The sequence below is a fragment of the Rhodococcus sp. UNC23MFCrub1.1 genome (assembly GCF_000686025.1).
Taxonomy (GTDB): Bacteria; Actinomycetota; Actinomycetes; order Mycobacteriales; family Mycobacteriaceae; genus Rhodococcoides.
In genome coordinates, this window is sequence record NZ_JMLQ01000004.1 from 464,673 (window position 1) to 486,131 (window position 21,459).

Consider the following 21,459-nt stretch of genomic DNA (forward strand, 5'->3'; position numbering starts at 1 on the left):
TGCCAGGCCGCCGCGACACCGTCAGTGAACGGGTCGGTCGGCGCGGCGTGGCGCGTCGCGAGCGATGTCCGACCGGGGTCGGGACAGGGCGAGGAGGAAGGGGACACCGACGACGCCCATGGCGACGAGGCCGTACAGAGCGGACCAACCGAGGTCCGGCAGGAAGACCGCATGGGCGAGAGCAGAGCCGAGCCACGTCCACACGAACAGCCCCCACGGCACCAGCGGGCTCACCGTGGGCGTGCGCATCGGTGACCGCCCCAGGACCTCCATGGCGACGGCCATGAGCGCCGCGACGAGTAGCCATCCCACATAGTTGGTCCACGGGATGCCGTCGAGCCCGGGCAGGGGAGCGAAGGGACTGCACCAGGTCCACTGACCGTCGGCCACCATCTGAGGGTCGAGATACAGATCCCACCCCACGACGCCGACGGTGGTGAGTCCCACGCGGGTGAGCACCGGTCGGCGCATCCGCTGCGCGACGACGGTGGCGGCGCACCACACCGGGTACAGGCCGGCCGTCCAGGCGAACGGAACCACCACCGGCACGTGGGCCAGGGAGGGTCCGATGCGGTCCTGCGCGTACTCGTAGCACCCGAAGGGCATGCCGGTTCGCGTGCCGATGATCTCGGCCGTCAGACCGATCCCGGCGGTGAGCAGCACCATGAGCGTGGCCCACCCGGCCCCGCGTGCGCTCGCCGCGTGCGTGACGCAGGCGGCGGCGAGCAGAGCGACGACACAGAACGTCACGGCGTCCTTGACGCCGCCCGAGACGAGCGGGTAACTGATCTGCGCGAGGACGGCCGCGACGGCGAAGCCCACCGCGACGGGTGTGGCTCGCCCCGACGCGCGGAGAGTGTCTCCCGACCTCATCGGCGGCCCGGGAGAGCGGCGCCCAGACGCGACGCCACGCGCTTCAGAGGACTGCCCGCGCGTTCGGCGATCGCGAGCCGGGCGGCACTGCGGCCGCTGGATCCGGAGACACCGCCGCCGGGGTGCATCGAGGCGCCGGTCAGGAAGAACGACGGGGCTCCGGGCACGGTCATGTCCGCGAGCGCCGGCATGGGGCGCCACATCATCATCTGGTGCAGTGACATCTCGACGTGCATCACGTTGCCCCCGACGAGCCCGAGTTCCTGTTCGAGGTCCCACGGGGACTGGGTGTGCCGCTGCAGGATGCTGTCGGCGAAGCCGGGGGCGTACTTGTCCACCTCGGCGACGATCCGATCACCCTCCAGTTCCGCCACCTCGGGGCTGCCGCCTCGCCAGCTCCGACCGTCGGCCAGTCGGTACGGGTGCCACTGCGACCACAGCGAGACCTGGTGTTCGCCGGGCTTCGCGATCGACGGGTCGACCGCGCTGAAGCTCATGGCCAGCACCACCGGCGCCGGCGGGAGATCGCCTGCCGATGCCGCTCCGTGCGCCCGACGGAGCTGGGCCCGGTCGTGTACCAGCAGTTGCAGTCCGCGGCTGGACGACTCGACGCCGGGAGCGCCGGGATACTGCGGCAACGACGACGTCGATGCGCGGACCACCATGCCGATGCCCGGCCCCACGTCGATCTGCCGTCGCCACGACTCCGTCGTCGCCGTGTCGAAACCGCCGGCGTCGAGGAGGTCGAGCGTAGTCAGGATGTGGCACCCGGCGATGACCGTGCGTGCGCGCACCTCCTCGCCACTCGCGGTGCGGACCGACCATCCGTCTCCGACACGCGTGACCGACACGACGGCGTCACCGAGGGTGACGGTGCCTCCGTCGGCCTCGATCTTCGTCTGCAGCGCGACGCTCAGCGCGCCACTGCCGCCGACGGCGCGGCCGGGCGGGGTCGTGTGCATCAGAGCGTTGAAGGCCACCATCGGGGCCGTGCCGGGCTCGGACATCGGCGGACCGGACTGGGCGCCGAACCACGCGAGAGCCGCTTTCAGGCGCTCGCTGTCGAACCACCGGTTCAGAAGCGAGTCGCCCGACGCGAGGAACTCGCGGGACAGGGCCGCCGCACCGTCGCTCGCGTCCATGCCCCAGAAGGAGGACAGCAGAGCCCTCCCGGTGGGCGGACTCCCGAACGACGTCATGACACGTGCGCTGCGGGGCCCCCACAGTGCGACGAACGCGCGGTACGCGTCCGCGTCCTTGCGTCCGCACGCCGCCTCGATCGAGGCACAGGTGGCGTCCAGGTCCACGGAGAACACGATGCCCGGCTCGTCGGTGCCGGGCGGAGGCGGCGCGAACGCCCACGGGTCGCAGTCGAGATAGCGCAGGCCGTGATCGGCGAGACGCAACTCCTCGATGATGCCGGTCTGCCGGATCATGATGTGCGCGGACGAGCCCCGATCCACCTTGTGGCCGGGGAAGCGCTCGACCGTGGAGGCCGCGCCTCCGACGACGGTGTCTCGTTCGAGGACGCGGACGGACCATCCGGCATCGGTCAGGTAGGCGGCGGAGACGAGTGCGTTGTGACCCGATCCGACGACGGCGGCATCGATCACGTGGTCGGCCCCTCTTCTGTGGTGGTGTCGAGACCGAGTCCGGTCCCGGGTGTCAGGGGTAATTCGCGGCCGAGCACCGCGAAGGGTCGGGCGTCCCCGGCGAAGTGGAATCGGCGCACGACGTCCTGGAACCCCGTCCGCCGGTAGAGACGCCATGCTCGATTGTCCTCGCCGGTGACCTCGGGGGTGGAGAGCAGCACGGAACTCTCCCGGCGGCCCGCCATGAGGGCGAGCAGGAGCCGTTCGCCGAGACGGTGCCCCTGAGCCTCGGGGGAGACGTGCAGCTCGGTCAACTCGACGTAGTCCGAGAGGACCCGCTCGGCGTTCTCGGCGGACCACCCCGCTCGTCGCATCCCGTCGCGGACCTGCTGATGCCACCACTGATGTGGCGCTCCGCGATAGCAGTAGGCGATCGCCACCAGGTGGTCGTCGTGTGAGACTCCTCCCACCGCGCCCCACCCCGGCCGCAGGATGTGCTCCGCCCACATCGGCGCCCGATGCAACTCGGTTCCGCGCGGGTAGCCCATCGCGGCGACGTAGACGGACAGGGCTTCGGTCAACCGTCGGCGCATGTCCTGCGGGGTGAGTTCGATCAGACGAATGCCCTCGTCGGAGGGGCCGCCTCGGGCGTCGTGAACGGTACTCACCTCGATCCCTCGCATCGTGTCGGACGTCCGCGCTACAGTGAAGTCATCGAACACGCGTTCGAACGAATCGACCTCGGGTCGATCGGCCCGACATCGGGTCGATCGCGCGAGACGGTCCGGAGAACATGTCCGACCTCCATGCTTACATCGCGCTCGATCGGCCCGCTCAGGGGAGTAACCGACAGGCCGACGGTGTTGAGAAGGACGTGGGACGCCGATCGGTTCACGTGTCGGAGAGGGAGGTAGCGCAATGGCTCGGAGCACGGGTGGTCACACTGCGGCACGCCGCAGCTCTGCAGACCGCACGGAGGGTGGTGAGACGATGACGAACGGCACGGTGGTCTCGTTCGACGCCTCCGCGGCGCCGTCGCGCACGCATGCCCGCGCCCGCATGTTGCTGCGTCGTGCGGACGCCATTCTCGGTGACGCGGCCGGTGCACCGTCGGCGGCCGACATGTTCCTCGAGTCCTACGTCGCCGCGTTGCGCGGTGCCGGCGCCCTGCTCGACGCGGTCGATCCGGTGCCCAAGCGTGGGGCGTCCCGCAGCGCCTGGGTGCGCATGCGGACGGCTGCGCCGGAGTTCACGGAGTGGGCGTCGTACTTCGCCGCGTATTCCACGCTGCGTGCGTCCATCGAGGCGGGCTCGGCCGATCGGCTCGACGCGGCCGAGGCGGACGAGTTCTTCTCGCAGGTGGGACGCTTTCTGCACCGCGTCGAGGACCGTGTGACCTCGCGGTCCGACGCGGTCGCGGTGCCCGCGTAGGCCTGGTCGCCACCACGGAGCGACTTTTTCTCGCATACTGGTGGTGCAGGTAGGTGGCTCGCCGCCGATTCTGCTCGTATCATCGACAACAGGTAGCCGGACCGATCGGCTACCTCTCACTTCTGGCCAAGAAGTGAGAGCCACCATCCAGTGCCGGGGGAGGTACCGTGCCACTCTCCGAGCACGAGCAGCGCATGCTCGACCAGATCGAGAGCGCTCTCTATGCCGAGGACCCCAAGTTCGCGTCGACCGTGCGCGGCGGACGGATTCGAGCCGCATCCACGCGGCGTCGTTTTCAGGCCGTCGCTCTGTTCGTGATCGGCCTCATTCTGCTCATTGCAGGCGTGGCCCTCCCGTTCAAGCCCGGTGGATTCCCGATCATCAGTCTCGTCGGCTTCGTGTTCATGTTCGGCTCCGGCGTTCTGCTCTTGCTGCGCAAGCCCACCGCGCCCCAGTCCGAGCAGTCCGAGGGCGACAACCCGCCGGCACCGGGAAGCGGCCCGCGCCGTTCCGGTTCCGCACCGCGCCGAGGTCCTCGCAAGGGATTCTCCTCGCGGATGGAGGATCGTTTCAAGCGACGGTTCGACCAGGAATGAGAGAGACCGGAGCGGTCACATCGACCGCTCCGATTCTCGCGTGAGGGGCAGCACGCCTCTCACACCGATGCTGTGACACATCAGCGCGGCACCCACCACGGGTGCCGCGCTGATGCCGTTCAGGGCCCCGTGGGTGTCGATCCCCCCACCGCGCCCCACCGAGGGTGGTCTCGGCCCCCGGATCCCCACCACGCCCCACCCGGCACCCCTGGCGACTCTGCCGCGCGCGGTCACCCGGGCCCGTGACGCGCGAACGTGCCGTTCGACCTCGGATTATCCGGTTCACGGGTGCCGCGGAACGGTGGGGGACACCTCCACCACGCGCACGTGGGTCTTCCCGCTGCCGGATCGACTTCGCCGCTCTTTGTGCGTGCGACCTGCCCCTTTAGTGACGAGTCACTAATATGTTCCGCCGTGTCGATTGAATGTGGGGGAAAGTGGGGTAATGTGGCGGACAGCGGGGATCGATGGAGTCCCGCGAACTGCACGACACAGGGTCGAGGAGGTGCCGAGTGTTTCTCGGTACCTACACGCCCAAGCTCGATGACAAGTTTCGACTGACGTTGCCGGCGAAGTTTCGCGAAGACCTGGCGGGAGGAGTGATGGTGAGCAAAGGGCAGGACCACAGCCTGGCCATCTACCCCCGTGACGTGTTCGCGGAGCGGGTGGCGAAGCTGTCGAAGGCCTCGCGGTCGAACCCGCAAGCGCGCGCGTACATCCGCAACCTCGCGGCCGGTACGGACGAGCAGCGGCCGGATTCGCAGGGTCGCATCACCATCGGGTCCTCGCACCGCGAGTACGCGGCGCTGTCGAAGGACTGCGTCGTCATCGGCTCGATGGATCATCTCGAGCTGTGGGACGCCGCGTCGTGGGAGCGGTACTCGCAGGAGCACGAAGAAGATTTCTCGCAGGCAGTGGACGAATCGCTCATGGACATGTTGTAGCCACACCCGGCCGGCGGCGAGTGCCGCGTGGCCTCTGCCCGAACCGGGCCTTGACGTACTTCCCCAACGCCAAGTACCGGTCGGACCCTGACGTACTTCCCCAACGCCAGGTTCCACTGTCGGACAGAGACCTCGACGCACTCACCGCTCCACCTGGCACGACACACAGCTCGAATGCGAATCAGGCGGGAGATCACCACCATGGCGGAGGACGAGCAGGCATCCGCCTCGCCTTTCTCGCACGTTCCGGTCCGTCTTCCTCGGGCCGACGAACTTCTCGGACCGGCGTTCGTCGCCGCTGCTGCGAACGACCGTGATCCCGTCTACATCGACGCCACTCTCGGCCTCGGCGGTCATGCCGAACACTTCCTCACCGCGTATCCGCGGTTGCGTCTCGTCGGTCTCGACCGCGACCCGGACGCGTTGGCCATGGCCGGAGAACGGCTGGCTCCCTTCGGTGACCGCGTCTCGCTGGTCGCGACCACGTACGACGGTATCGAGGACGCGCTGGCGTCGGTCGGCCTCGGCGCGACGGACAGCGTCGACGGGATCCTCTTCGATCTCGGCGTCTCGTCGATGCAGCTCGACTCCGCCGATCGTGGCTTCGCCTACTCCGTGGACGCACCGCTCGACATGCGGATGGATCCCACGACGGGTCGGACCGCCGCGGACATCCTCAACACCGCGTCGCACGGTGAGATCGCCCGCATCCTCAGCACCTACGGCGAGGAGCGCTTCGCCGGCCGCATCGCCTCGGCGATCCTGCGCCGCCGGGAGACGGAACCGTTCGTCACCAGCGGGCCTCTCGTCGAACTGCTCTACGCGAGCATCCCGGCGGCGACGCGTCGCACCGGCGGACATCCGGCGAAGCGGACCTTCCAAGCACTGCGGGTCGCGGTGAACGAGGAACTCGACTCGTTGCGAGACGCCATCGCACCGGCTCTCGACTCGCTGGTCGTCGGGGGACGCATCGTCTTCATGTCGTACCAGTCCCTCGAGGACCGCGTGGTCAAGCAGGAGCTGACACCGCGCACCCGGTCCACCACGCCGGAGGGGCTCCCGATGGAGCTGCCGGGAAGCGGACCCGAGTTCCGGCTGCTCACTCGCGGCGCCGAGAAGGCCTCGCAGGACGAGATCGACGACAACCCCCGCGCGGCTCCGGTCAGACTGCGCGGCGCAGAACGCATTTCCAGGAGGTCGTCATGAGTGTTCCGGTGGACGTGACCGGATCGGACGGCAGCCGCCGCGCCGGGTCCTCGCTCGAGACGGTGCGCGCACCGCGGCCTCCCGCTCGCACGGGCGCGGCCAAGCGCGCGTACGACAAGCGTCGCCAGCGTGCGATGTCCCACGAGTCCGACCCGCGCGCGCAACGACCCACCCGATCTGTCGCGGCTCGGATCCCGTTCGTGGCCAGCATCATCGGGCTCCTCGCCATCGGACTCGCCTCGACACTGCTGTTGAGCACACGCGCTGCGGAGGACTCGTACCTGCTCAGTGCGGGGCGTGCCACCAACCAGGAGCTGACGGAACGGGCCGCCGCGCTGCAACGTGACGTGGAGACAGCGAACTCGGCTCCCGAGCTGGCCCGTCGCGCGACCGCACAGGGAATGATCCCGACGAAGGACGTTCCGCGACTGGTGGTCCTGCCGGACGGCGTCGTCCAGGTGATCGGTACGCCGGCACCGGCCGCCGGTCCACCGGCTCCCGACTTCGCGGCCGCCACCCCGTCGGGCGGTGCGGCCACTCCGAGTGCGCGCCCCGGGGCACCCGCGTCCGGCGGGGAGGCGCTCACACCCGTCGGGCGCCCGGGTACGTCGCCGAGTGCGTCCGCGACCCCGACCACGTCGGCACCGGCAGCATCCACCACGCCGGCCCCCACGACGTCCGCGCCCGCGGCACCGACGACCACGCCAGTGCCGGAGAATGCTGCGCCGCAGCCTCTTCCGGCTCCCGCCGCCGCGGTGGGCGAGCAGCAGGTACCCATCGCAGGAGGCGCTCGGTGACCACTCGACAGCCGTACCGGAGCACCGGCCGCGACCACGGCGACCCACGCGCTCGGCCGGCCACCGGCTCCGGTCCTCGTCCGCCGCGTCGACAGGGTCCACGCAAGTCCGAGACGTTCGACTTCCGGTTCCGCTACGGCCGTTTCGCGATGTTCGCGATCCTGGGCGTCGCGACGCTGCAGTTGCTGTGGATCCAGGGCATCGACGCCCCGTCGCTGTCGGCGCAGTCGGCCAGTCAGCGCACCACCACCATCGTCGATCCGGCGACGCGAGGGTCCATCACGGACCGGGACGGCAATCCCATCGCGTTCACGATGGAGGCGAAGGCGCTGACCTTCCAGCCGCAGCGAGTGCGTGTGGAGCTCGAGGAGGCGAAGGCGAAGGACGACACGAAGCCGGATCCGGACGATCGCATCCGGGAGGTCGCTGCCGGTGTCCACGGCATCCTGGGCGACCTGGTGTCGGAAAAGGACCTTCTCGACAAGATGACCGGAGCCTCGTCGTTCGAGTACCTCGTGCGCAGCATCGATCCCGCGGTCGCGGCGACCATCGCCGAGCAGTACCCCGAGGTCGGCCTCGAGCGGCAGGACATCCGCGAGTACCCGGGTGGGGCGCTCGCCGCCAACATCGTCGGGGCGACCGGCTGGGACGGCCACGGCCTGCTCGGCCTCGAGGACTCCCTCGACCCGGTGTTGGCCGGTACCGACGGCTCCCGCACCTACGACCGCGGCAGCGACGGCGCGGTGATTCCCGGCAGTTGGCGCGACCAGCAACCCGCCATCGACGGCTCGAATGTGGAGCTGACGCTCGACAGCGACATCCAGTACTACGTTCAGCAGCAGGTCCAGCAGGCCAAGGATCTGTCGGGCGCCAAGAACGCGTCGGCCGTCGTCCTGGACTCGCACACCGGCCAGGTGCTGGCCATGTCGAACGACGGCACCTTCGACCCGGCCATCGGCGTGGGCAACAACTCGCCGACGGCGCAGATGGGCAATCTCGCGGTGTCCAGCCCGTTCGAGCCGGGATCGGTGAACAAGATCGTCACGGCGGCGGCCGCCGTCGAGGACGGTCTGACGAACCCCGACGAGGTGCTGCAGGTTCCCGGCAGCATCACGATGTCCGGTGCGACGGTCAAGGACGCCTGGGATCACGGCGTCGCGCCGTACACGACCACCGGTGTGTTCGGTAAGTCCTCCAACGTGGGCACGCTGATGCTCGCGCAGCGGGTCGGCGAGGATCGCTACGCGGACATGCTGGACAAGTTCGGGCTGGGACAGCGCACCGACGTGGGCCTGCCCGGCGAGAGTGCCGGCAGTGTCCCGGCCCGCGACCAGTGGTCCGGCGGCACGTTCGCGAACCTCCCGATCGGGCAGGGCCTGTCCATGACCCTGCTGCAGATGACCGGTATGTACCAGGCGATCGCCAACGACGGCGTGCGCATCCCGCCGCGCATCGTGTCGGCGACCGTCGGCAAGGACGGTCAGCGCACCGCGGAGCCGCAGCCCGAGGGCGTGCCGGTGGTCAGTGCCGACACCGCGCGCACCGTGCGCGACATGTTCCGGGCCGTCACGCAGAACGACACCGGCAACCAGCGCGGCACCGGTGTCGCCGCCGGTATCGAGGGATACCAGGTCAGTGGCAAGACCGGCACCGCGCAGCAGGTCGATCCGGAGTGCAAGTGCTACTCCAACTCGAACTACTGGATCACCTTCGCCGGCATCGCGCCGGCGGACGATCCGCGCTACGTGATCGGCATCATGCTCGACGCCCCGACCCGCAGCTCCGACGGATCGGGCGGGCAGTCCGCCGCTCCGCTGTTCCACTCGATCGCGTCCTGGATGCTGCAGCGTGACGCGGTGCCGCTCTCGCAGGAAGGTCGTCGGCTCCTCCTGCAGGCGGACTGATCCGACGACGGTGCAGGGCGTTCACCTGCACCGGGGCGGACTTCGCCATGGCACGTCTCGTGGCGTGCCGACTCGCCGGTAATCTGATGCGTCGGCCGCCGACCACCGGTCGGCGGCACTCGCATGTTCGGCGCCGAGGCAGTCACCGCACCGGCCCGAACACCCACCGTCCGCCCGTCACCACACCAGAGGAGCGTCTCGAAGTGCCCAGCTCGACTCTCCGCCCGCAGCGGCCCACGGTCACGTCGGCGACCGAGCTGGCCGGAGAGATCGGTCTGCGCCACGGAGTGCTCGTCGACGGTGCGCTGGTCGACGCGACGGACGACGTCGGCGTCACGGGCATCGAACTGCGCGCGCAGAGCATCCTGGCGGGCGATCTCTTCGCGGCCCTGCCGGGCGCTCGGTCGCACGGCGCCGCCTTCGCGGGCGAGGCGCTCGAACGCGGAGCGGTCGCCGTGGTCACCGACGACGAGGGTGTGGCCCTCATGATCGGTTCCGGCGTGCCCGACGGCACTGCCGTCCTGGTGCATCCGCAGCCCCGCTCGATCCTCGGCACGCTGTCCGCGGCGGTGCACGATCGGCCGTCCGACAAGATGACGGTCATCGGCATCACCGGCACCTCGGGGAAGACCACCACGTCCTATCTGGTGGAGGCGGCGCTGCGCGCTGCCGGACGCACTCCCGGGCTCATCGGCACCATCGAGACCCGTATCGGCACCGAACCGGTGCCGTCCGCGCTGACCACGCCCGAAGCTCCGAATCTGCACGCGATGTTCGCGGCGATGTACGAGCAGGGGGTGGACACGGTCGTCATGGAGGTGTCCTCCCACGCGCTGTCCCTCGGCCGGGTCGACGGCACCACCTTCGCGGTGGGCGCGTTCACAAACCTCTCGCAGGACCACCTCGACTTCCATCTCACCTTCGAGGACTACTTCGCGGCCAAGGCCCGGTTGTTCGCCGAGGACTCGCCGGTCCGCGCGGATCGCGCCGTCGTCTGCGTCGACGACCGGTGGGGCCGGCGCATGGCGGAGATCGCGGCGGCCGGGGGCCGAGCCGCCCCGCTCACCGTGGCGACCACGACCGAGGGGACGGCCTCCTGGTCGGTGACGTCCTGGTCGTCCGGGCCGGACGGCACCCAGCAGTTCGAGGTCGCCGCACGGGACACCGTCGTGTCGGCGTCACTCCGGATGCCGGGGCGCTACAACGTCGCCAACGCCGTGGTCGCCGCCGCCGTGTGCGCGGAGGTCGGGGTGGATCCGGCGGTCGCCCTCGCCGCGATGGCCGAGGTCGACGTGCCCGGCCGCATGCAGCGCGTCGAGCGTGGTCAGGACTTCCTGGCCGTCGTCGACTACGCCCACAAACCCGCCGCACTCGAGGCGGTGCTGGCCACTCTGCGCGCTCAGACCGACGGCCGCATCGCCGTCGTCGTCGGCGCCGGCGGAGACCGCGACGCCGAGAAGCGGCCGCTGATGGGCGAGGCCGCGGCGCGCGCCGCAGACCTGGTCGTCATCACCGACGACAACCCCAGATCCGAGGACCCGGCCGCCATCCGCGCGGCCGTTCGGCGAGGCGCCGACGCCGTCGGCGGTAGCGCCGAGGTGCGCGAGATCTCTCCGCGCGACGAGGCGATCCACGCCGTGGTGCAGTGGGCGAAGGACGGCGACGTCGTCCTGATCGCCGGCAAGGGCCACGAGGTGGGGCAGGACGTCGGCGGCATCAAGTACCCCTTCGACGACCGCCGTGTGCTCGCCGACGCCCTCGACCGACAGAAAGGCTCGATGTGATCCGACTGTCCCTGTCCGCCGTCGCGGACATCGTGGAGGGCACACTGCACGACGTCCCCGATCCCTCCGTGGAGATCACCGCCGGCGTCGAGTTCGACTCCCGGAAGATCACCGAGGGCGGACTGTTCCTCGCTCTGCCCGGTGAGCGCGTGGACGGCCACGATCATGCCGCCGGTGCCGTCGCCGCCGGTGCCGTCGCGGTGCTCGCAGCGCGGCCGGTGGGCGTTCCCGCCATCGTCGTCGAACACGAGGACGGACCCGGCGCGGCTGTTCTGGACGCACTCGGGAAGCTGGCCGCGGCGTCCGTCGCCGAACTGGCCGCCGGCGATCTCACCGTCGTCGGTGTCACCGGAAGCTCGGGGAAGACATCGACCAAGGATCTGATCCGCGCGGTGCTCGAGCGTGCGGGCACCGTGGTCGCACCGCCCGGCTCCTTCAACAACGAGCTCGGGCATCCCTGGACCGTGCTGCGCGCGGACGCCTCGACACGGTTCCTCGTCCTCGAGCTGTCGGCGCGGGGACGCGGCCACATCGCCGCGCTGGCCGCGATCGCACCGCCGCGGATCGGTGTGGAACTCAACGTCGGCACCGCGCACCTCGGCGAGTTCGGCTCGCGCGAGAACATCGCCGAGGCCAAGTCCGAACTGGTACAAGCGCTTCCGGCTGCGGAGGCCGGTGGTCTGGCGATCCTCAACGCCGACGATCCGCTGGTGGCAGCGATGGCGTCGAAGACCACCGCTCGCGTCGTCACCTACGGGTCGGACACCAGTGCCGACGTCCACGCGCTGGACGTCCGCCTCGACGAGACCGCGCGCGCGTCGTTCACCATGGTCACGCCGTCGGGGAGCGCTCCGGTGTCGCTGCTGGTCCACGGCGAGCACCAGGTGGGCAACGCATTGGCGGCGGCGGCCGTCGGCCTGGACTGCGGCATGGACGTCGAGACCGTCGCGGCCGCGCTGTCGGGCGCGGAGGCCGCCTCGGCCCGGCGCATGGACGTGCGCACGCGCGCCGACGGCGTCACCGTCGTCAACGACTCCTACAACGCCAACCCGGATTCGGTACGCGCCGCGCTGAAGGCGCTCGTCACGATGGCGCGCAGTGGCCGCGACAGGGGTCGGCGGTCCTGGGCCGTGCTGGGTGAGATGGCCGAACTCGGCGACGAGTCGGTGATCGAGCACGATCGGATCGGGCGCCTCGCGGTGCGTCTGGCCGTCAGCAAGATCATCGTCGTGGGAACGGGTCGCCCGTCGCACGGCCTGTACCAGGGTGCCGTCATGGAAGGGTCCTGGGGCGAGGAGGCCCACCTGGTTCCCGATGCCGACGCCGCGATCGCGCTGCTGCGCGACGAGGTTGAGCCGGGTGACCTGGTGTTGGTGAAGGCGTCCCAGTCGGTGGGGCTGTGGACCGTCGCGGAGGCATTGCTGAGCGAGCAGGGGGAGACTCGGTGAGACAGATTCTGTTCGCGGGCGGTATCGCGCTGGCGGTGGCGATCCTGCTGACGCCCGTGTTGATCAAGGCGTTCTCGAAGCAGGGGTTCGGCCAGGAGATCCGGGTCGAGGGTCCTGCGAGCCACCAGTCCAAGCGCGGCACGCCCACCATGGGCGGCGTCGCGATCCTCGCCGGTCTGTGGGCCGGCTACTGGGGCTCGCACCTCATCGGCATCGGCTACGACGCGGACGGGCCGTCGGTGTCGGCGCTCCTGGTGCTGGGTCTGACGACGGTGCTGGGCGTGGTGGGCTTCCTCGACGACTTCATCAAGATCCGCAAGCAGCGCAACCTCGGACTGAACAAGACGGCCAAGCTGGTGGGTCAGCTGTTCGCCGCGGTGATCTTCGGTGTCCTCGCACTGCAGTTCAACGGTGCCGGCGGACTGACGCCGGGCAGCGTCCAGCTGAGCTACGTGCGCGACATCGCGACCGTCTCCATGGGCGGCATCGTCTTCATCCTGTTCTGCTACCTCCTCGTCAGTGCCTGGTCCAATGCGGTCAACCTGACCGACGGCCTCGACGGACTCGCGGCCGGATCGATGACCCTCGTGCTGGGTGCGTACACCGTCATCACGTTCTGGCAGTACCGGCAGGCGTGCACCACGAGTCCGGGACCCGGCTGCTACGACGTCCGTGATCCGCTCGACCTGGCCCTGATCTGTGCCGCTGCGGCGGGTGCGTGCATCGGCTTCCTGTGGTGGAACGCGGCGCCCGCCAAGATCTTCATGGGCGACACGGGCTCGCTCGCGCTCGGTGGCCTGCTCGCCGGCCTGTCCATCGTCACCCGGACCGAGCTGCTGATGGTCGTCATCGGTGCGCTCTTCGTGGCCGAGGCCGCGTCCGTCGTGATCCAGGTGGCGGTCTTCCGGTCGAGCCGCCGACGAGTGTTCCGGATGGCCCCGTTCCATCACCACTTCGAGCTCGGAGGATGGGCCGAGACGACGGTGATCATCCGTTTCTGGTTGTTGGCCGCCATCTCGTCGGCAGTCGGACTGGCTCTGTTCTACAGCGAGTACCTCTCGGCGATCGGCGACTGACGTGGTGTTGCACGATCCCCGCGAACCCCTCACGTCACCGCTCGACCTCCGGGGTCGCCGGGTTCTCGTCGCCGGTGGTCGGGTGTCCGGTCGCGCCGTGATTCCCGCGCTGCTCGAGGTGGGAGCCTCGGTGACGGTGGCCGACTCGGACACGTCCTCACTCGAGGCCTGCGCCGATCTCGGCGTGGACACGGTGTCGATGGACGCGATCGCCACCGACCGCGACGCGGTGGCCGAGAGCGCCCTCGTCGTCACCAGCCCGGGATTTCGCCCCGATTCGCCGTTGCTCACCACCGCGCTCACGGTCGGCGTGCCGGTGTGGGGCGACATCGAGTTCTCCTGGCGTATCGATCAGGCCGAGGTCTACGGGCCGCCGCGCACCTGGTTGGTGGTCACCGGGACCAACGGCAAGACCACGACGACGTCGATGCTCGCGGCCGTCCTCGACGCGGCGGGAGTGGCGTCCGCGGCGTGCGGCAACATCGGCGTACCGGTCGTGGACGCGCTGCGACGCGACCCCCGGGCGGACGTGCTCGCCGTGGAACTGTCCTCCTTCCAATTGTTCTGGGCGCCGTCGGTGCGACCCGCGGCCGGGGTGGTGCTCAACATCGCCGAGGACCATCTCGACTGGCACGGCGGCATGGAGGCCTACGTCCAGGCGAAGCTCCAGGCGCTGCACGGCGACGTCGCCGTGGTGGGGCTGGACGACGCGATCGCGTCCACGCTGCGAGCGCGCGCCGCGGCTCCGTTCACGGTCGGGTTCACTGCGCACGACCCTGCTGCCGGCGATGTCGGTGTCGTGGACGGCACGATCGTGGACCGCGCGTTCGGTGACGCCGAGTCGCTGGTGGAGACGGACGCCATCGAACCCGCAGGGCCCGCGGGACTGCAGGACGCGCTCGCCGCGGCGTCGCTCGCGCGCGCGGCCGGGGTCTCGGCCGAGCACATCGCGGCCGGTCTGCGGTCGTTCCGCGTCGGACCGCACCGCGCCGCCGTGGTGCGTGAGCTCGGTGGGGTGCTGTTCGTCGACGACTCGAAGGCCACCAATCCGCACGCCGCGAGGTCGTCGATCCTCGCGCACGAGCGCGTCGTGTGGCTCGCGGGCGGTCTGCTCAAGGGCGCGGAGGTCGACGATCTCGTCACCGAGGTCGCCCCGCGGCTCGTCGGTGCCGTGGTGTTCGGCCAGGACGGCGACGTGATCGCGGCAGCACTCGGGCGACACGCGCCGGATGTGCCCGTGGATCGGGTGCCGTCGGGAGACGATGCTGGAGTGGCCGATGCGACTGATGTGACTGACGGTGACGAAGTGATGGCACAGGCGGTGCGGGCAGCCGCGCGCCGCGCCGAGCCGGGAACCACCGTGCTCCTGGCACCCTCGACCGCCTCGTTCGATCAGTTCCGGGACTACGGGCACCGCGGTGACAGCTTCGCCGCCGCCGCCGCGAACCTCGGCCCGCACGATCTCGCTCCCACCGCCGACCACGGCACGCCGGCATGAGCCCGGCCCGCGGCGCCACGACACCCCCGTCGCGCGCCGGCGGACCCGTGACCGAGCCGGTCACCTCCGCCCGCCCCGGCCGTACGGCTCCGCGTCGACGACCCGTCCGCGCAAAATTCGAGACGTGGGTCGACCGGCCCCTCGCGTCCTTCCACCTCATCGTCACCGTGGCGGCGCTGCTCACCATCCTCGGACTCGTCATGGTGCTGTCCGCGTCGTCCGTCGAGGCCTACGCCGAGGACGGTTCCGCGTACACGATGTTCACCCGGCAGGCCATCTTCACCGTGGTCGGCCTGGTGCTCTTCGTCGTGGCGCTGCGCCTCCCCATCCGGATCCTGCGCGAGATGTCGTTCCCGATGTTCGTGGTGTCGGTGATCCTGCTGGTGCTCGTGCTGATCCCCGGCATCGGAACGGTCGCGCAGGGCACCCGCGGATGGTTCACCATCGGCGGAGTCGGCCTCCAGCCGTCGGAGATCTCGAAGGTGACCTTCGCCGTGTGGGGCGCGCACCTGCTGGCGTCGCGCCGGGCGGAGCGTGCCGACCTCAAGGGTCTGCTGATTCCCCTGGTGCCCGCCGCGATGGTGATCTTCTTCCTCATCGTGATGCAGCCCGACCTAGGTACCACCGTGGCCCTGGGCATCATCCTCATGGCTCTGCTGTGGTTCGCGGGTCTGCCGGTCAAGGTGTTCGGATCGGTCGTCGGCGGCCTCTTCCTGGCGGCGGTGGTGCTCGCCCTGACGGCCGGGTACCGCTCCGCGCGTATCCAGCAGTGGCTGAACCCCGGCAGCGACCCGCAGGGCACCGGGTACCAGTCGCGGCAGGCGCTGTACTCCCTGGCCGACGGTGGGTTGTTCGGTCTCGGCCTGGGTCAGAGCCGAGCCAAGTGGAGCTATCTTCCCAACGCGCACAACGACTTCATCTTCGCGATCATCGGCGAGGAACTCGGCCTGGTCGGGTGCATCGCGGTCATCGGACTGTTCGGGCTGCTGGTCTTCACGGGCCTGCGCATCGCGGCGCGGGTGCCCGATCCGTTCATGAAGATCCTGGTGGCGACGTTCACCGTCTGGATCCTCGCGCAGGCCGCCATCAACATCGGCTACGTCATCGGGCTCCTGCCCGTGACGGGACTGCAGTTGCCCCTGGTGTCCGCGGGCGGAACGTCCACCGCCATCACACTTCTGGTGCTCGGGCTGCTCGCCAACATCTCGCGACACGAACCCGAGGCGGTGGCCGCACTCGCGTCGGGTCACGACGGGAAGTTCGGCAGACTGCTCAGACTGCCGGTGCCCGAGCCCTACTCGCCGGTCAAGGCGTCGCAGGCGCGAGGCGGGCCGCGTGGTCCGGGCCGACAGGGGGTGGCGGGACCCGCTGCGCGCCAGGCGTTGCCGCCACAGGCGCGACGACGCGAGTCCGAGTCCCGCGCGGCACGCCCCGCTCCCGAGCGACACGCGTCCGGACGCCCGTCCGCGCGGGATCCCCGACGGGGCGCCGCGGACATGGCACGCAGCGCCGCTGCCCGCGACGCACGATCACGAGAACGGAGACATCACCGGTGACAGGCTCTTCCGGCGTGTCCGTCGTCGTCGCCGGCGGCGGCACGGCGGGACACATCGAACCAGCTCTCGCAGTGGCCGACGCCCTGCGGGAGCTGGACCCGTCGATACGGGTGACGGCACTCGGAACCGAACGCGGGCTCGAGACGACGCTGGTACCCGCCCGCGGTTACGAGTTGGCACTCGTTCCGCCGGTGCCGTTGCCGCGCAAGCTGACCCGGTCGCTGTTCGCGTTGCCGGCGAACGTCGTGCGATCGGTCCGCGCCACGCGTGCGGTCCTGCGCGACGTCGACGCCGACGTGGTGATCGGCTTCGGCGGGTACGTCGCGCTGCCGGCCTACCTCGCCGCTCGCGGCACGGTGCCCGTGATCGTGCACGAGGCGAACGCGCGGGCCGGTATCGCGAACAAGGTGGGCGCCCGCCTGGCGACGAGAGTCCTCGCCGCCGTCGCCGGCTCCGGGATCCACGGCCGCGGGTCGTCGGAGGCCGAGATCGTGGGCATCCCCGTCCGGCCGACCATCACCGAGCTCGACCGGGCCGGACTGCGCGCCGAGGCGCGTGCGCACTTCGGACTGCCGCAGCACGGTCCCGTGCTGCTCGTGTTCGGTGGGTCGCAGGGCGCCCGATCGCTCAACCTCGCGGTGTCCGGCGCGTCGGCCGCGCTCGCGGCCGCCGGCGTGTCGGTGCTCCACGCGCACGGCCCGAAGAACACCCTCGACGTTGCCACGGCCGATCCGGACGCCCCGTACGTGGCGGTGCCGTACCTGACCCGCATGGACCTCGCCTACGCCGCCGCCGATGCCGTCGTGTGCCGGTCGGGCGCGATGACCGTCGCGGAGGTCTCGGCCGTCGGTCTGCCCGCCTTCTACGTACCCTTGCCCCATGGCAACGGGGAACAAGAACTCAACGCGGGCCCGATCGTCGCGGCCGGCGGTGGTGTCGTGATCGCCGACGCCGACCTCACGCCGGAGTTCGTGGCCACCGACGTGGTGTCGCTGCTGACCGATCCCGATCGCGTGTCGGCCATGAGTGCGGCCGCCGCGGGCGCGGGTCATCGAGGCGCCGCCGCGGAGGTCGCGCGCATCGTTCTCGAGGTCGCCGGACGAGGTGGTCGGGCATGACGCGACACACCGTTGACGCGACCCTGCCGCCCGAACTGCAGCGCGTGCACATGGTCGGCATCGGGGGAGCGGGCATGTCGGGGATAGCCCGGATCCTGCTCTCGCGCGGTGGCCAGGTGTCGGGCTCCGACGCCAAGGAGAGTCGCGGCGTGAAGGCGCTGCGCGCCCGCGGTGCCCAGATACGGATCGGGCACGACGCGTCGGCGCTCGACATGCTCGAAGGCGGCCCGACGGCGTTGGTCACCACGCACGCGGCCATCCCGAAGACGAACCCGGAGCTGGTCGCGGCCGCCGAGCGTGGTGTGCCCGTCCTCCTGCGTCCGGCCGTGCTCGCCTCGCTGATGAAGGGTTTCCGCACCGTCCTGGTGTCGGGGACGCACGGCAAGACCTCCACCACGTCGATGCTCGTCGTCGCGCTGCAGCACTGCGGTGCGGATCCGTCCTTCGCCGTGGGCGGCGAGCTGAACGAAGCGGGTACCAACTCTCATCACGGCACCGGCGAGGTCTTCGTCGCGGAGGCGGACGAGAGCGACGGGTCGCTGCTGCAGTACGACCCCGACGTCATCGTCGTCACCAACGTGGAGGCGGATCACCTCGACTACTTCGGCAGCGAGGACGCCTACGTCCAGGTGTTCGACGATTTCGCCGCTCGTCTGTCCGCCGGCGGTGCGCTGGTGGTGTGCACGGACGACCCCGGGTCGCGGGAGCTGGCGCGTCGGGTCGCCGCGAAGGCGATCGACGGTGTGCGGGTTCTGACGTACGGCTCCGAGGACGCGCAGGTCGACGGCGCCGAGGTGTCCGCGACGCTGCTCGGGTGGGAGCCCGAGGACACCGGCGGCGTGGTGCAGTTCCGGCTGGCCGGCGAGGACCGTGCCCGCACCGTGCGCCTGGGTGTGCCCGGCCGGCACATGGCGCTGAACGCGCTGGCCGCCATCGTCGCCGCGCGCGAGACCGGGGCCGGAGTCGACGAGATCATCGAGGGGCTGGCCGGGTTCGCCGGTGTGCACCGACGGTTCCAGTTGCAGGGCCGTGAGCGCGGCGTGCGCGTGTTCGACGACTACGCCCACCATCCCACCGAGGTCCGCGCGGTGCTCGGTGCCGCGGCGGACCTGGTGCGCACCGCGGACACCGCGACCCCCGGTCGCGTGATCGTCGTGTTCCAGCCCCACCTGTACTCGCGCACGGTGACCTTCGCGGACCAGTTCGCGGCCGCCCTGGATCTGGCCGACGAGGTGGTCGTGCTCGACGTCTACGGCGCGCGCGAGGAGCCGGTTCCCGGTGTCAGCGGAGCGACGGTGGCCCGGTCGGTGACCAAGCCGGTGCACTACCAGCCCGATCTGTCCGCGGTGCCGCGTCAGGTGGCGCACCTGTGTGTCGCCGGCGACATCGTGGTGACGATGGGCGCGGGCGACGTGACCATGCTGGGAAGCCAGATCCTCGACGCTCTCCGCTCCACCCCGGCGCGGCGCTGAGTTCGGGACGTGACATGGCAGGACGACAGACCGTGAACGCGCGCGGTACCGGCCGCACCCGACCCGCGGCCACACCGCGTCGTGTCGGTGCGGAGCGGTCGACGCGGTCGCGCACGTCGACGCGGGCGCCGGCGCGCGAACCGCGTGTCGGTCGCCGCAGCAAGCTGTTGATCCTTCTCGCGCTCGTCGCCTCGGTCGCCTTCGTGGCGGTGTCGTACTTCGGTCCGCTGTGGGCGGTCTCCTCCGTGCAGGTGAACGGCAACGCCGCGGTCTCGCGCGAGCAGGTCGTGCAGACGCTGCAGGTCGCGGAGGGGACACCCCTGCCGAGAGTGGACACGGATGCTGCCGCGGCGCGGGTCGCCGCCATCCCGAAGGTCGCGTCGGTCCGGGTCCAGCGCGTGTACCCGTCAACGGTGCGGGTCACGGTCGAGGAGCGCGTTCCCGTCGTCTTCTTCGACGCGGCGGACGGTACCCATCTGATGGACGCCGAGGCCGTCGACTTCGCGGTGGAACCGCCCCCGCCCGGGGTGGTGCGCATGGTGGTGGCCAGCCCGTCCTTCGGCAACCTCGAGACCCGTGCGGCCCTGTCGGTGCTCACCGCGCTGCCCGGTCCGCTGCGATCGCAGGTGGCACAGATCGACGCGCCGACCATCTCGGCGGTGTCGTTGACGTTGTACGACGGCCGGGTCGTGGTGTGGGGGAGCAGTGAGGACACGGAGTACAAGGCGTCCATCGCTCTGCCACTGCTCACGCAGCCGGGTCAGACCTACGACGTGTCGAGTCCGGATCTGCCGACCATTCGGTGACGGTGACGTCCCACATATTTTTCCTGCGCGTGTCGGCGCGCCTAATGGAACCCGCCGAGCGGTGTCTCTAGCGTTTCACCCAGTCGATCACTTGACATAACTATGAACCTATGGTTCAGGTTGAGGGTTTGCCTCGACTGCATCATGCACACCAACCACGGAAGGCGAGAGCCCATGACGCCCCCGCACAACTACCTCGCCGTAATCAAGGTCGTCGGCATCGGCGGCGGCGGCGTCAACGCGGTCAACCGCATGATCGAGCAGGGACTCAAGGGAGTCGAGTTCATCGCGGTCAACACGGACGCGCAGGCGCTGCTCATGTCGGACGCCGACGTCAAGCTCGACGTCGGTCGCGAACTCACCCGAGGCCTCGGCGCGGGTGCCGATCCCGAGGTGGGCCGCAAGGCCGCCGAGGATCACAAGGACGAGATCGAAGAGGTGCTCAAGGGCGCCGACATGGTGTTCGTCACCGCGGGCGAGGGTGGCGGCACCGGCACCGGTGGAGCCCCCGTCGTCGCGAGCATCGCGCGCAAGCTCGGCGCCCTCACCGTCGGTGTGGTGACACGCCCGTTCTCCTTCGAGGGCAAGCGGCGCGGCGGTCAGGCCGACGTCGGCATCCAGGGTCTGCGCGAGTCGTGCGACACCCTCATCGTCATCCCGAACGACCGGCTGCTGCAGCTCGGCGACGCGGCCGTCAGCCTCATGGACGCGTTCCGCTCCGCCGACGAGGTGCTGCTCAACGGTGTCCAGGGCATCACCGACCTCATCACCACTCCCGGCCTCATCAACGTGGACTTCGCCGACGTCAAGGGCGTCATGTCCGGTGCGGGCAGCGCCCTCATGGGCATCGGGTCCTCGCGCGGCGAGGGGCGCGCCATCAAGGCGGCCGAGTCGGCCATCAACTCGCCGTTGCTCGAGGCGTCCATGGAGGGTGCACGCGGAGTCCTCCTCTCCATCGCCGGCGGATCCGATCTCGGTCTGTTCGAGATCAACGAAGCGGCATCGCTGGTGCAGGAGGCCGCGCACATCGACGCCAACATCATCTTCGGCACCGTGATCGACGATTCGCTGGGCGACGAGGTGCGCGTCACCGTCATCGCCGCCGGTTTCGACGGCAGCGGTCCGGCCCGTCGCCCCATCGAGGCACCGCAGAGTCAGTCTCGCGGCGCCACCGTGGGAACGGCCCGCGCGGGCGAGACGCGTACCGAGGACGACGGTCCCGCCGTCTTCCGCGACGCGCCGTCCTCGTCTCTTCCCCCCATCGGCGAGCGCGCCGCGCGTGCCACCGGACATCCCGTCCGGGTGGAGGACGAGGGCGACGACGACGTGGACGTGCCCTCCTTCATGCGTCGGTGAGC

The 21,459-nt window shown here is 70.2% G+C and carries 18 protein-coding genes; 15 read left to right on the forward strand and 3 right to left on the reverse strand.

The features are described 5' to 3' along the window. Positions 1-21: 21 nt before the first annotated feature. The 3 genes from BR07_RS0113140 to BR07_RS24500 are packed head-to-tail and all read right to left on the reverse strand — an operon-like array spanning position 22 to position 3,058. Positions 22-873, reverse strand: coding sequence for a carotenoid biosynthesis protein (locus BR07_RS0113140; protein ID WP_051613369.1), 852 nt, complete (start codon positions 871-873; stop codon positions 22-24). After that, complete coding sequence (locus tag BR07_RS24495; RefSeq protein WP_051613370.1) at positions 870-2,486, reverse strand: phytoene desaturase family protein; 1,617 nt, start codon at positions 2,484-2,486, stop codon at positions 870-872. The genes BR07_RS0113140 and BR07_RS24495 overlap by 4 nt, the downstream gene beginning before the upstream one ends. Beyond that, positions 2,483-3,058, reverse strand: a complete 576-nt coding sequence (locus tag BR07_RS24500; protein ID WP_231476337.1) for a GNAT family N-acetyltransferase — start codon at positions 3,056-3,058, stop codon at positions 2,483-2,485. The genes BR07_RS24495 and BR07_RS24500 overlap by 4 nt, the downstream gene beginning before the upstream one ends. Before the next feature lie 397 nt (positions 3,059-3,455). Between BR07_RS24500 and BR07_RS24505 the strand changes: the two genes are divergently transcribed. The 15 genes from BR07_RS24505 to ftsZ all read left to right on the forward strand — a co-directional run bounded on the left by BR07_RS24505 (position 3,456) and on the right by ftsZ (position 21,457). After that, positions 3,456-3,896: an SAV_6107 family HEPN domain-containing protein gene (locus tag BR07_RS24505; RefSeq protein ID WP_231476320.1), complete on the forward strand. Its 441-nt coding sequence runs from the start codon at positions 3,456-3,458 to the stop codon at positions 3,894-3,896. Positions 3,897-4,063: 167 nt separating this feature from the next. Beyond that, positions 4,064-4,492, forward strand: a complete 429-nt coding sequence (locus tag BR07_RS0113160) for a DUF3040 domain-containing protein (RefSeq protein WP_027505840.1) — start codon at positions 4,064-4,066, stop codon at positions 4,490-4,492. A gap of 512 nt (positions 4,493-5,004) precedes the next feature. Beyond that, positions 5,005-5,436 (forward strand): division/cell wall cluster transcriptional repressor MraZ, encoded by a 432-nt coding sequence (mraZ, locus tag BR07_RS0113170; protein ID WP_027505841.1) that lies wholly within the window; start codon positions 5,005-5,007, stop codon positions 5,434-5,436. Positions 5,437-5,637: 201 nt separating this feature from the next. After that, a complete protein-coding gene (gene rsmH / locus BR07_RS0113175) occupies positions 5,638-6,642 on the forward strand; it encodes a 16S rRNA (cytosine(1402)-N(4))-methyltransferase RsmH (protein ID WP_027505842.1) in 1,005 nt (334 codons plus the stop codon). After that, the gene (locus BR07_RS0113180) at positions 6,639-7,439 is read left to right on the forward strand and encodes a hypothetical protein (RefSeq protein ID WP_027505843.1); all 801 of its coding nucleotides are present in this window, start codon (positions 6,639-6,641) and stop codon (positions 7,437-7,439) included. The genes rsmH and BR07_RS0113180 overlap by 4 nt, the downstream gene beginning before the upstream one ends. Beyond that, the gene (locus BR07_RS0113185) at positions 7,436-9,343 is read left to right on the forward strand and encodes a peptidoglycan D,D-transpeptidase FtsI family protein (RefSeq protein WP_081821268.1); all 1,908 of its coding nucleotides are present in this window, start codon (positions 7,436-7,438) and stop codon (positions 9,341-9,343) included. Before BR07_RS0113180 ends, BR07_RS0113185 begins: the two co-directional genes overlap by 4 nt. A gap of 86 nt (positions 9,344-9,429) precedes the next feature. Then, positions 9,430-11,127 (forward strand): UDP-N-acetylmuramoyl-L-alanyl-D-glutamate--2,6-diaminopimelate ligase, encoded by a 1,698-nt coding sequence (locus BR07_RS0113190; RefSeq protein ID WP_081821289.1) that lies wholly within the window; start codon positions 9,430-9,432, stop codon positions 11,125-11,127. Next, entirely contained in the window at positions 11,124-12,575 is a 1,452-nt protein-coding gene (locus BR07_RS0113195) for a UDP-N-acetylmuramoyl-tripeptide--D-alanyl-D-alanine ligase (protein ID WP_027505846.1), read from the forward strand. The genes BR07_RS0113190 and BR07_RS0113195 overlap by 4 nt, the downstream gene beginning before the upstream one ends. After that, entirely contained in the window at positions 12,572-13,651 is a 1,080-nt protein-coding gene (mraY, locus tag BR07_RS0113200; RefSeq protein WP_027505847.1) for a phospho-N-acetylmuramoyl-pentapeptide-transferase, read from the forward strand. Before BR07_RS0113195 ends, mraY begins: the two co-directional genes overlap by 4 nt. 7 nt (positions 13,652-13,658) lie before the next feature. After that, entirely contained in the window at positions 13,659-15,149 is a 1,491-nt protein-coding gene (gene murD, locus BR07_RS0113205; protein WP_027505848.1) for a UDP-N-acetylmuramoyl-L-alanine--D-glutamate ligase, read from the forward strand. Beyond that, positions 15,146-16,705 (forward strand): putative lipid II flippase FtsW, encoded by a 1,560-nt coding sequence (ftsW, locus tag BR07_RS27375; protein ID WP_081821269.1) that lies wholly within the window; start codon positions 15,146-15,148, stop codon positions 16,703-16,705. The genes murD and ftsW overlap by 4 nt, the downstream gene beginning before the upstream one ends. Continuing rightward, positions 16,702-17,823, forward strand: a complete 1,122-nt coding sequence (murG, locus tag BR07_RS27380; RefSeq protein WP_027505849.1) for an undecaprenyldiphospho-muramoylpentapeptide beta-N-acetylglucosaminyltransferase — start codon at positions 16,702-16,704, stop codon at positions 17,821-17,823. Before ftsW ends, murG begins: the two co-directional genes overlap by 4 nt. Next, on the forward strand, positions 17,820-19,295 hold the full coding sequence (gene murC, locus BR07_RS0113220) for a UDP-N-acetylmuramate--L-alanine ligase (protein WP_027505850.1): 1,476 nt from the start codon (positions 17,820-17,822) through the stop codon (positions 19,293-19,295). Before murG ends, murC begins: the two co-directional genes overlap by 4 nt. A 14-nt stretch (positions 19,296-19,309) precedes the next feature. Continuing rightward, positions 19,310-20,101: a cell division protein FtsQ/DivIB gene (locus tag BR07_RS0113225; RefSeq protein WP_081821270.1), complete on the forward strand. Its 792-nt coding sequence runs from the start codon at positions 19,310-19,312 to the stop codon at positions 20,099-20,101. A 174-nt stretch (positions 20,102-20,275) separates the two neighbouring features. Then, positions 20,276-21,457 carry a cell division protein FtsZ gene (ftsZ, locus tag BR07_RS0113230; RefSeq protein ID WP_027505852.1) on the forward strand — a complete coding sequence of 394 codons (1,182 nt, stop codon included), beginning with the start codon at positions 20,276-20,278 and terminating at the stop codon, positions 21,455-21,457. Positions 21,458-21,459: the final 2 nt, after the last annotated feature.